The 11675-nt window shown below is 63.4% G+C and carries 10 protein-coding genes; 1 reads left to right on the forward strand and 9 read right to left on the reverse strand.

The annotated features are described in order from the left end of the window. Window positions 1-301 precede the first annotated feature (301 nt). From AB6M95_RS12105 to AB6M95_RS12125, 5 genes are all read right to left on the reverse strand, one after another. Entirely contained in the window at window positions 302-1024 is a 723-nt protein-coding gene (locus AB6M95_RS12105) for an ABC transporter ATP-binding protein (RefSeq protein ID WP_371387014.1), read from the reverse strand. 4 nt (window positions 1025-1028) lie between these two features. Further along, a complete protein-coding gene (locus tag AB6M95_RS12110) occupies window positions 1029-2219 on the reverse strand; it encodes an ABC transporter permease subunit (RefSeq protein ID WP_371387015.1) in 1191 nt (396 codons plus the stop codon). Next, window positions 2200-3102, reverse strand: coding sequence for a branched-chain amino acid ABC transporter permease (locus AB6M95_RS12115; RefSeq protein WP_371387016.1), 903 nt, complete (start codon window positions 3100-3102; stop codon window positions 2200-2202). Before AB6M95_RS12115 ends, AB6M95_RS12110 begins: the two co-directional genes overlap by 20 nt. Window positions 3103-3163: 61 nt before the next feature. Further along, complete coding sequence (locus tag AB6M95_RS12120) at window positions 3164-4318, reverse strand: branched-chain amino acid ABC transporter substrate-binding protein (RefSeq protein ID WP_371387017.1); 1155 nt, start codon at window positions 4316-4318, stop codon at window positions 3164-3166. A 40-nt stretch (window positions 4319-4358) separates the two neighbouring features. Continuing rightward, window positions 4359-5114, reverse strand: a complete 756-nt coding sequence (locus tag AB6M95_RS12125; protein ID WP_371387018.1) for an ABC transporter ATP-binding protein — start codon at window positions 5112-5114, stop codon at window positions 4359-4361. 347 nt (window positions 5115-5461) lie between these two features. Here AB6M95_RS12125 and AB6M95_RS12130 point away from each other — a divergent pair, with 347 nt between their 5' ends. After that, the gene (locus AB6M95_RS12130; protein WP_371387019.1) at window positions 5462-6217 is read left to right on the forward strand and encodes an SDR family oxidoreductase; all 756 of its coding nucleotides are present in this window, start codon (window positions 5462-5464) and stop codon (window positions 6215-6217) included. Window positions 6218-6347: 130 nt separating this feature from the next. Here the strand turns inward: AB6M95_RS12130 and AB6M95_RS12135 are convergent, their stop codons facing one another. The 4 genes from AB6M95_RS12135 to AB6M95_RS12150 all read right to left on the reverse strand — a co-directional run bounded on the left by AB6M95_RS12135 (window position 6348) and on the right by AB6M95_RS12150 (window position 11674). Then, window positions 6348-6914 (reverse strand): hypothetical protein, encoded by a 567-nt coding sequence (locus AB6M95_RS12135; RefSeq protein WP_371387020.1) that lies wholly within the window; start codon window positions 6912-6914, stop codon window positions 6348-6350. A gap of 487 nt (window positions 6915-7401) precedes the next feature. Beyond that, window positions 7402-8058: a hypothetical protein gene (locus AB6M95_RS12140; protein WP_371387021.1), complete on the reverse strand. Its 657-nt coding sequence runs from the start codon at window positions 8056-8058 to the stop codon at window positions 7402-7404. A gap of 51 nt (window positions 8059-8109) precedes the next feature. Beyond that, complete coding sequence (gene qmoC, locus AB6M95_RS12145) at window positions 8110-9381, reverse strand: quinone-interacting membrane-bound oxidoreductase complex subunit QmoC (protein ID WP_371387022.1); 1272 nt, start codon at window positions 9379-9381, stop codon at window positions 8110-8112. Between the two features lie 10 nt (window positions 9382-9391). Beyond that, window positions 9392-11674 carry an FAD-dependent oxidoreductase gene (locus tag AB6M95_RS12150; RefSeq protein WP_371387023.1) on the reverse strand — a complete coding sequence of 761 codons (2283 nt, stop codon included), beginning with the start codon at window positions 11672-11674 and terminating at the stop codon, window positions 9392-9394. Window position 11675 lies beyond the last annotated feature (1 nt).

The raw sequence follows: 11675 nt of genomic DNA on the forward strand, positions 1-11675 counted from the left end.
TTCGGGTGGCCCCGCCACCCGACAGCGGCTCTCCCGCACATCAACTGTGCAAGCGCCCTCTTCTCAAACCGCCCTTCCGCGCTCGCACACGGTCAGGCTTTCGAGAGTGGGTCAGCTGTGCATTTTTCGAGGGTTCGCCTGACCGCAGCGTACCCCAGTACGTGAGGATCAGGCGGACCCTCGGAAAATGTGCAGATGGCCCGCTATCGGAAGCCGCCCCCCTGCGAAGCCGGACATACGCAAAAAGCCCCCCGGAAGCGCACGGCATCCGGGGGACCTACGATCTCTATAGGAGGGACGCCTATTCGCCCAAGTACGCTTTGCGTATGTCCGGATTCGCCAGCAATTTCTGAGCATCGTCTTCCATGACGACGTTGCCCGTCTCGAGGACGTAGCCCCGGGTGGCGGCCTGGAGGGCGAGGTTGGCGTTCTGTTCGACCAGGACCACGGTGACGCCCTGTTCGTTGATCATCCTGACGATGTCGAAGATCTGCTTGACCAGGAGCGGGGCCAGCCCCATGGACGGCTCGTCCAGGAGCAGGACCTTGGGGCGGCTCATGAGCGCGCGGGCCATGGCCAGCATCTGCTGTTCGCCGCCGGACAGAGTGCCGCCGAGCTGCTTGCGCCGCTCGCGCAGTTTGGGGAACAGGTCGAAGACGCGTTCCACGTCCTCCTTGACCCCGGCGGCGTCGCGGCGGAAGAACGCGCCCATGTCGAGGTTTTCGAGCACGGTCAGGCGCGGGAAGATGCGCCGTCCCTCGGGCACCTGGCACAGCCCCATGGTCGGCAGGATGTCCGAGTTCACGGAGTTGATGCGCTCGCCCCGGTACAGGATATCGCCCGAGACCGCCTTGACGATGTTGCAGATGGTCATCAGCGTGGTCGATTTGCCCGCGCCGTTGGCCCCGATGATGGAGACCACCTCGCCCTCAAAGACCTTCAGCGAGATGCCCTTGAGGGCCTGGATGCGGCCATAGGCCGAGACGACGTTCTTCAATTCGAGGATGGGAGTCTTGTCTGTCATGTCGCTACTCCGCCTCCTCGGACCGGCGGCCGACGCGCTTGGCGGGCCAGATGCCGGCCGGACGGACGAGCATCATCAGGGTCATGGCGCCGCCGAACACGAGCATGCGGTAGAGTTCGAATTCGCGGAAGACCTCGGGCAGGGCCACCAGGGCGAGTACGCCGAGAATGACGCCGGGGATGGACCCCATGCCGCCGAGGATGACCATGGCCAGGACCATGGCGGATTCCAGAAAGGTGAAGGACTCGGGGCCGACGAACTTCATGCGCGCAGCGAAGAACGCCCCGGCGAAGCCCGCGAAGGTCGCGCCCATGGCGTAGGCCAGGAGCTTGAGCAGGAAGGTGTTCACGCCCATGAGCTCGGCTGCGGTCTCGTCCTCGCGGATGGCCTCCCAGGCGCGCCCGATGCGCGAGTAGTTGAGCCGGTAGACCGCCAGGATGGTCAGCACGGCCAGGCCGAGGATGACGTAATACATGCTCGACAGGGAGCGGAACTCATAGCCGAAGAGCTCGGGCCTGGGGATGGACAGGATGCCGTTGGGGCCGTTGGTCAGGGACATCCAGTTGTTCAGGATGAGCCGGACGATCTCGCCGAAGCCCAGGGTGACGATGGCCAGGTAGTCGCCGCGCATTCGCAGGGTCGGGTAGCCGATGATGCAGCCCGCGATGGCCGCAATGACCGCCGCGATGGGCAGGCAGAGCCAGAAGGACAGGCCGTAGTTGATGCTCAGGATGGCGTAGGTGTATGCGCCCACGCCGTAGAAGGCGATGTACCCGAGGTCGAGCAGTCCGGCCAGCCCGACGACCACGTTCAGGCCCAGGCCCAGGCAGATGTAGATGAGCACGCTGATGGCCACGTCGTGGGCGTAGCGCTGGGTCAGCAGGGGGAAGGCGATGGCCGCGGCCAGGACGATGGACAGCAGCAGCCAGGTGGGCGCCTTGGCGTAGGCCTCGCCGATGGCGGTGGTGGCCTGCCTGGCGGGCGCGCCCACGGAATCGAGGTAGCCCGCCTCCTTGACCTGGTAGAAGAACATGATGAAGACGGCGGCCACGGCCACGTAGCCGAAGACCTTGAAGGTCGCGGCAAACTCCAGCCCGGTCGGCTTGATGCCGAGCAGGGGCCACAGCAGCAGCAGGAACCAGACCAGCCCGACGCCGCAGGCCAGCCACAGTCGTTTAGACTCGCGTATCGTCAACGTTCTCTCCCATGATGCCGGTGGGTTTGAAGTACAGCACGCCGATCAGGATGATGAAGGCGAACACGTCCTTGTACTCGCCGGAGATGTATCCGGCGGCGAAGATTTCGACCATGCCGATGATCAGCCCGCCGACCAATGCGCCGGTGATGTTCCCGATGCCGCCGAGCACGGCGGCGGCGAAGGCCTTGATGCCGGGCACGAACCCCATGGTGTAGTTGACCGAGCCGTAGTACAGGCCGACCATGATGCCCGCGGCGGCGGCCAGCCCGGCGCCCACGGCAAACGTCAGGGCGATGATCCGGTTGGAGTTGATGCCGACCAGGGCGGACATGACCTTGTCCTGGGCCGTGGCGCGCATGGCCCGGCCGATCCTCGTCTTGAAGACCAGGACGTTCAGGCCCACCAGCAGGAGCGCGGTCAGGACCACGATGAAAATTTGCATGTAGGAGACGGAGATGGCCCCGACCTCGAACCCGCCGGAGGTGATCTCCGTGGGATAGGCCCGGTCGTACACGCCCTGGGTGAGCATCAGGCCGTTCTGCAGGAAGATGGACATGCCCAGCGCGGACAATAGCGCGGCCAGGCGCGAGGCCTGCCTGAGCGGCTTGTAGGCGAGTTGTTCCACGGCCATGGCCAGCAGGGCGCAGTAGCCCATGGACAGGACCAGGGAGATGGCCAGGCAGGCGTAGGGGTTCACCCCCTGCGAGGCGAGATAGGAGATCAGGATCACGCCCATGTAGCCGCCGGCCGCAAAGAACTCGCCGTGGGCGAAGTTGATGAGCTGGATGATGCCGTAGACCATGGTGTAGCCCAGGGCGATGAGCGCGTAGACGCCGCCGAGCGTGATGCCGTTGATCAGCTGTTGGAGAAAAAAGTCCATGATGTTCCAGTATCCGGGACCCCGCTCGAGCGGGGTCCCGGTTGGTTAGACGGGTTGCGGCCTAGTACTTTTTGCCGGTCAGGGAGTTCCAGTAGGGCACGAACTTGCCGTCCTGGATCTTGTACACGGTGTAGTTGGAGCCGGAGTCGCCGTTCTCCTGGTACTTGACCTGCTTGGAGGCGCCGGTGAAGTCGAGCTTGAGCAGCGCGTCGCGGACCTTGGCGGGATCGGTGGTGCCCGCATCCTTGACGGCCATCAGGTACGCGGTGGCGGAGTCGAAGGCGTAGGCGGAGTACGCGCCGGGCTCGTTGCCGGTCTTGGCCTTGTACTTGGCCTGGAACTCCTTGTACTTGGGAGCGTCCTTGTCGATGTCCCCGAAGGTGCAGAACATGCCCTCGGCATCACCCTTGGCGATTTCGATGAGTTTCGGATGGTAGACGGCGTCCTGGCCCATGAGGATGGCGTTGATGCCCATGCGCTTAGCCTGGATGACCATGAGCGCGCCGGTGGCGGAGTTCTGCAGGGAGATGTAGAACAGGTCCGGGTTGGCGGCCTTCACCTTGGTCAGCACGGCGGAGTAGTCCTTGTCGCCCTGGTTGACGTGGTCGTGTTCGAGGACCTTGATGCCTGCGGCTTCGGCGGCGGCGGCGACGCCTTCGGCCAGGCCCTGGGAATAGGTGGTCTTGTCGTCGACGATGAAGATGGTCTTCACGCCCTCGACGTCCTTCATGAACTTGACGGCGGCCGGGGCCTGGTGGTCGTCACGACCGCAGGTGCGGAACATGTACTTCAGGCCGCGCTCGGTGACCTTGGGGCTGGTCGAGGCCGGGGTCAGCATGAAGATGTTCTCTTCGGCCAGGGTCTCGGAAGCGGGAATGGTCGAGCTGGAGCAGTATGCGCCGACAACGGCGGTGACCTTCTCGTTGATCAGCTTGTTGGCTGCGGCGACGGCCTGCTTCGGGTCGCAGGCGGTGTCTTCGGGAATGATCTCGATCTTGGAAAATCCGGGGATGCCGCCGGCCTCGTTGAAGACCTCCACGGCGATCTCGGCACCCTGGCGAATATCGTTGCCGTCGGCGGCGTAGGGGCCGGTCAGCGGGGACATGGTGCCGATCTTGAGAACCTTTTCGGCCTTCTCTTCCTTGCTGCCGCCGCAGCCCGCGAGGAGCAGGCCCAGAGCGAGCAGGGCAACTGCGAGTACCAGTAATCGTTTCATAAACACTCTCTCCATTCGTTGCGGTTCAGCCAGCCTCTCTTTACTGGCCCAAATATGCCTCAATCACGTCGGGGTTCCGCTGAATCTCCTCAGGCTTCCCCTCGGCGATCATTACGCCGTGGTCGAGAACGACGATGCGGTTGCAGATGCCCATGACGACCTTCATGTCGTGTTCGACCATGAGCACGTTGATGCCCAGACCGGCGATGCGGCCGATGGACTCCATCAGTTCCTTGGACTCGGCCGGATTCAGACCGGCGGCGGGCTCGTCCAGCAGGATGGTGTGCGGCTCGCTGGCCAGGGCGCGGGCGATCTCGAGCCTGCGCTGGTGGCCGTAGGGCATGTTCGAGGCCACCTCGTCGGCACGGCGGCCCAGGCCCATGAAGTCCAGCGCCTTCTGGGAGTTCTCGATGATCCGCTCCTCCTCCCGCCGCTGTGCCGGGCTGCGCAGGACCGCGCCCACCACACCGGCCTTGGAGCGGCTGTGCTGGGCGACCATGCAGTTTTCCAGGGCGGTCATGTTCTGGAAGAGGCGGATGTTCTGGAAGGTCCGGGCGATGCCCATGGCCAGAACCTGGTAGGGCCTCAGCCCGGTGATTTTCGTGCCGTCGTAGGAGACCGAGCCGCTGGACGCCCTGTACACGCCGGTGATAACGTTGAACACCGTGGTCTTGCCGGCCCCGTTGGGACCGATCAGCCCCACGACTTCGCCCTCGGACACGGAGAACGCCACATCGGTCAAGGCCTGCAACCCGCCGAAACGGACACAGATATCGTCAAGAGTGAGATTTGCCATATTTACCTAATTAAATAGTAGAAATCCCCCGCAACGACAAGAGGGGCGGCCCCCCTTTCGGCATTTCAATCGCCTGAAATGACGGTCATTTTGGGAATTGGACGTTTTTACTTACCTTATTTGGCAAAAAAAGTCTAATGCTCGTTATATTTATGGTTCGCCTGCTGAAAATTTGGCATTTTTGAAAAAACGATGAATTTTATTCTTTGAGAGTCCGGGATATCGCGGGCAAAAATGCGTTTTATTGTGAATTCGTGACTTCCGGTCGCGATCGTGCCAGAATCGTGACCGCATTCCCGGTGCGCCGCCCGGCGCACGTGTGATCAGACAGACAAAGGAGCTCTGCAATGGCAAAAACCATACTCATCACCGGCGCCACCGCCGGATTCGGCGAGGCCATGGCCCGCCGTTTCGCGGCCGAGGGCTGGAACCTCGTCATCACCGGTCGCCGCACCCAGCGCCTCGAGGAACTCAAGGCCGCCCTTTCCCCGGCCGAGGTGCACACCCTGACCTTCGACGTTCGCGACCGGCAGGCGTGCGAGCAGGCCATCAAAACCCTGCCCGGCGCGTTCGCGTCCATCGACGTGCTGGTCAACAACGCGGGCCTGGCACTGGGCCTGGAGCCCGCCCAGGCGTGCGACCTGGACGACTGGGAAACCATGATCGACACGAACATCAAGGGGCTGACCTACATGACCCGCGCCGTGCTGCCCGGCATGGTCGAGCGCAACACGGGGCACGTGGTCAACCTCGGGTCCGTGGCCGGGAACTACCCCTATCCGGGCGGGAACTGCTACGGCGGCACCAAGGCGTTCGTGAACCACTTCTCCAAGAACCTGCGCGCCGACCTGCTCGGCACCAAGGTCCGGGTGACCAACATCGAGCCCGGCCTGTGCGAGACCGAGTTCTCCGTGGTCCGGTTCAAGGGCGACAAGGCCGCGGCCGACAAGGTCTACGAGGGCACCCAGCCGATCACCCCCGTGGACATCGCCGAGTGTGTCTTCTGGGCCACGAACCTGCCCGCTCACGTGAACATCAACTCGCTTGAGGTCATGCCCGTGCAGCAGGCCTTCGCCCCGTTCGCCATCTCGCGCGACAAATAGCGCCACACCCCGGGCGCAAGACAAAACAAAAGGCCCTCCCTAAACCGGGAGGGCCTTTTTTGCTGCCGCCCCGCCATCCCCAAGCAACAGTCCAGTATTGTTGTTCGAGTCGGGGTGGAACGAGCTGAGATTATGATCTGCTCTTGAAGCTCGAAGCGCCCAGTGTGGCCCCGGCGGTCTTGACCGAGGTGACGAAGGCGTTCTGCCGGAGCATCCGGTTGCCGGGCTGGTCGGCCATGTCGAGCCGGTCCGGGTCGTTGGGCATGAGGCCACCCCGATCCTTTTGCTCCTGGTCGTCCTGATCTCCAAAGGCCTGATTCTCGGTCTTCTTCGCCGCGGCATGGTCCTTGGCCTTCTTGACGATGTTCTCGCCCATGGGCAACTTGGCGATCTGCCGGATCTGCTTCTGGATATCCCTGAGCTCGGACTCCTGACCGGCGGTCAGCCCGTTCTCGCCCTGGGCGGCGATGGCCTCGGCCCGGCTCTTGAGCATCTCGACCTTGGACCTGTCCTCCTCGGACATACTGCCTGGCATGGCCCCGAAACCGGGCTGCGCCTCCTGCCGCGACTTCTCCTCTTCCGCGACGATGGAAGCGAAGTGATCCTTGGACGTTCCCTCGCCCCGCCCCTCGCGGGCCTTGGTGGCGACATCCAGGAACCCGAGCGGGGATGATGTCAAATCACCTGAAATATTCATATCTACTCCCTGGGTAATTTTTTCTCCGTGCCAGGGATTTGCAAGAACCGCTCCGGACATTTTTACCCATCCTCCCGTCACCACTCATAAATTCCACATAACACCATAAAATATGCCCACGAAGACACAATTCATCCCCCTTCACTTGTTTGCACCCCCCCCACATTATCCAATTCTTCCCACCTTTACCCAATACTAATGTTTTTTAATAAATACACACCTCGCGCCTTCTCCCCTCCCCCACGGAGCGCCTTTGTGGACAAAGCCCCCCAAAACAGCGGCTCTCCCCCACCGAGGCTTGGGAGAGTGGGTCGGATGTGGATTTTCCGAGGGGCGATTTGACCGCAGCGTACCCAGTACGTGAGGATCAAAGCGGCCTCCGGAAAGTTCGCAGATGGCCTCACCAGCCGACACCCCCGGACCAACGGCGCAAAAAAAGGCCCCGCGCATAGCGCGGGGCCTTGTTTTTGCTTCGGATGGTCCGGGGCTACCAGTCGCCGCCGAACGCATCGGAACCGAGACCGAAATCGGCCTCGGGCTCGCCGCCGACGGCCGGGCCGTCAGCGGAAGCGTCGCCTGCGGGGGCGGCGGCAGCGCCGTCACCGGCCACACCGGCCACGACCACGCCCTGGCTCTTGACCTTGTCCACTTCGGCCATCAGGTCGGTGAGCTTCTTGCTCATCTCGTCGAGCTTGGAGGAGGCCACAGTGACCTTCTGCTCGCCGGCCGCGTTGGCCGCATCGACGGTCTTGATCTTGGCTTCCATGGGACCGATCTTGTCGGCCAGTTCCTTTTTCTCGGCCTCGAGCTTCTCGACCTGGGCCTTGAGCGCGGCGTTGTCGGCCTTGAGCGCGGCCAGCAGGTCCAGGACGGCCTTGGCGCGCACGGCCTGGGACTCGGGCAGGGCCTCGATCTTGACCTGGTTGCCGAGCTTGGAGATGTCGCCCTCGGCGTAGGCGGTCAGGCCGGGTTCCTGTTCGTAGATCCAGGCTTTGGACAGGGCCTGCGCCACGGGGGCGACGTCGGCGTCCAGAGTTTCAGCCTGGGTGATGTAAGCCAGCATATCGAGCTGAGTCTGGTCGGCGGCCTCGCCGCGCAGCACAGACACGAAAGCGTTCATGGGGAATACCTTAGCTTCAGCCATTTGATGCCTCCTTAACTAAGTAAGCTTCGTTTGTATGTTCACCCAGGCCGACTATTTGTCGGCGCCCATGGGGATGCGGCCAATCTTCTTGGCGTAGGACAGGGCCACGGTGCGGTAGACCAGGTGGCCCAGCTTGGACCACGGCAGGTATGCCAGCAGCATGAACACGCCGATAAGATGCACGTAGTAGATGGGGTAGGCCAACAGGGCCACGCCCAGCAGACGGAACACAAAGGCGCAGACGCCGGTCAGGAAGATGGTCCAGATCAGGGTCAGCAGGTACCAGTCGTACCAGCTGGAGGACTGCTTGGCCTGGTCCAGGTTCACCCGGCGCTTGGTCAGGGCGATGAGGCCGTAGATGCCCAGGCCCGCGCCCACGTAGGCGAGCAGCTTGACCGGGGACCACCAGGGCATGGGGGTGTGGCCGATGGCGGACACGATGTCGCCCAGACCTTCCACGCCGATCTTGCGCAGGAACCAGCCGCCCCAGTGGCCCGCGGCGACCACGCCGGTGACGACCATGAGGGCGATGAAGGCGAACATGAGCATGCGGTGGCCGTTGGCGCGCTTGACGTCGAGTTCGTCGGATTCCTCGTCGGTGCAGTCCTGGAACTGGGTGTGCTGGAGGATCTCGTACTGGACCGTGTCGATCAGACAGGAGCAGAAGCTCGGCTCGCCCTTGCGGCCCACGATGAAGGTCTTGGGCTGGTCGTCAAAGGCCTTGATCATGTTCCGGACGCCCGCATAGAAGCCCCAAAGCATGAACAGGAAGACCAGGCCGAAGATCGGGTCGATGAAGTAGTCGCCGACGAACAGGCCGCCGAAGACCACCGCGCCGTCCTGCACCGCTTTCCAGGCATGTGCGGCGTGGTCCCACTCGAAGGTGGGCAGGAAGGAACCCAGACGCGTGGCCTGGAGGATCCAGATCAGCGCGTAGATGATCGCCGGAATGGCGGCCAGGGGCAGCAGCCCGCTGGAGCTGGACATCCACTTGCCGATGATCGGCAGCGGGGCCAGGTTGCGGTAGGCCATGTTGCGCAGGGCGGACAGCAGGTCGCCCGGCTTGGCGCCGCGCGGGCACAGGTCGGAACAGGTGCCGCAGTTGTGGCAGAGCCAGATATCCATATCATTGACCAGGCGGTCCTTGAGACCCCACTGGGCCCAGACCATCTCCTTGCGGGGATACGGGCTGTCGGCGGGGGACAGGGGGCAGACCACCGAGCAGGTGGCGCACTGGTAGCACTTCTTCAGGGAGTCGCCGCCCACGGCCTGCAACTCTTTAACGAACTTAAGGTCCGGTTGTACCTTGACGGTATTGGACATGCCGTACCTCCTAGTAACCCTTGAACGGGTTGGGGCCGAAGTTGGTGGTGATGTTCTCGACGAACTCATCGATCATGGCAGGCACCTTGTCGTACATGTCGATGGAGACCTCGTACTGCTCGACGCGTTCGGGTTCGACACCAAGGCGTCCCAGGGACTCCGCGATGTTCTCCTTGCGGCGGTTGCACAGCTCGGAACCCTTGACGAAGTGGCACTGGTAGTCGTCGCCGAACTTGCAGCCGAGCATCATCACGCCGTCGACGCCCTTGGACATCGCGTCGGCGACCCAGATGGCGTTGACCGAACCGAGGCAGCGCACCGGCAGGAAGCGGACATACGGAGACCAGGACTTGCCGCGCATGGCGGCCATGTCCAGAGCCGGGTAGGCGTCGTTCTCGCAGCACAGGACGATGATGCGGGGACCACCGGCTTCCAGGGTGTCGGGAACCTTCACTTCCTTGATGGCCTGGCCGATCTGGCTGATGCCGTAGTTGGCGAAGCTGATGACGCGCTCCGGGCAGGCACCCATGCAGGTACCGCAGCGGCGGCAGCGGGTCGGGTTGGGCAGCGGCGTACCCTTCTCGTCGTCGTCCAGGGCGCCGAACGGGCATTCCTCGGTGCAGCGCTTGCACTGGGTGCAGCGCATGAAGTTGAACTCCGGGAAGCTCAGGTCGCCGGACCGGGGATGCACGGACACGCCGCGGTTGGCGGATTCGATGCACTGGATGGCCTTGAGGGCGGCACCGGCCGCGTCCTCGGCGGCGAGGCCCAGGCCCATGGGCTGGCGCACGCAACCGGCGGCATAGACGCCCGTGCGGCGGGTCTCGTACGGGAAGCAGATGTAGTTGGAATCCGCGAACCCGTCGAACAGCTCGAGGTCCGGGAAGGCCGGGCCCTGGCGGTAGACGAAGTTCATGGTCGGATCGGCCGCGGTAGTCGGGACGATGGCGGTGGGAACCACGACCATGTCGGCGATCAGTTCGACGTCCTCGCCGAGCAGGGTGTTCTTGGCCTTGACGACCACGGAGGAACCGGCCTCGGAAACTTCCGTGACGGTGCCCTTGGTCAACATGACGCCCGGATCGTCCTGGGCGGCCTGATAGTATTTCTCGTTGATGCCCGGGACCATCATGTGGTCGTAGATCACGTAGGCCACGGCGTCGGGAGCGAGCTCACGCACGTAGTTGGCCTGCTTCAGGGCGACCAGGGAGGTCAGCTCCGAGGAGTAGGCCAGGTGCTTGGCGGATTCCTTGTCCGGGTACTGGTAGGTCTCGCACTCGTCCGCGCATGCGGACTCGTCGCCTTCCTTGCAGGGCATGTCCTCGGGTCCCTCGCAGGCTTCGCCGCAGGGGTCGTAGGACACGTTCTTGGTCAGCAGGGAGGTGTCGACGATGAAGGCCACGGAGGACGGGGTCTTGCCGGCGGCGGTCTTGATGCCGCCGTTGGCCGCCATCTTCTCGAGCTCGGCGGTGGTGACCACGTTCTTGATGGTGCCGTAGCCCAGCGGGGCCAGGAACTTCTGCTTGCCCGGAACCCAGCCGGTGGCCATGACGACCGCGCCGATCTCGTATTCCTTGCCCGCGATGGTGGCCTTGTACTGGGCCGGTGCGCCGGCCAGGGAATCCAGGGTGGCCCCGGTGATGACCGTGATCTTGTCGTTGGACTCGACCTTGGCGATGATGTCCTTGATGTTGATCTGCTGCTCGCGCTCGGAATAGGGCGCGCCCAGCGGGAAGGACTTGTACATGGTCGCGGCCTTGCCGCCCAGGGTCTCGGCCTTTTCGACCAGGACCACCTGGTAGCCCAGGCTGGCGGCGTTCAGCGCCGCGTTCAGGCCGGTGAAACCGCCGCCCACGACCAGGACGGTCTTGAAGGCGTTGGGCAGTTCCGGCGCGGGAATCCGGCTGTTGACCAGCTTGATGATTCCCATGTTGCAGTAGTCCTTGGCGATGACTTCCATCTGGCCAGGGAATTTGGGATCTTCCTGGTAGGACCACACACACTGCTCGCGCAGGGAAACGCGTTCCACCTGGACTTTCTCGCCGAACTTGAACACGTCCCACTTGGCGCGGGGGGTACAAGCGCAGCAGACCACGCCGTCCAGTCCGTTCTCGGCGATGTCGGCCTCGATCATGGCCTTGCCCTCCGGGCTGCACAGCACCGGGTTGGACTTGGCCACGGCAACAACGGAGGAGTGTTTGCCGTTGGCGCAGAACTGGGCCAGGGCGTCGACATCCAGGTTGGCCCCGATGTCACAGCCTCCACAGATATATACTCCAAGCTTTTCAGCCATT

Origin of the sequence: Pseudodesulfovibrio karagichevae, assembly GCF_041414475.1 — a bacterium.
GTDB classification, from domain to species: Bacteria; Desulfobacterota; Desulfovibrionia; order Desulfovibrionales; family Desulfovibrionaceae; genus Pseudodesulfovibrio; species Pseudodesulfovibrio karagichevae.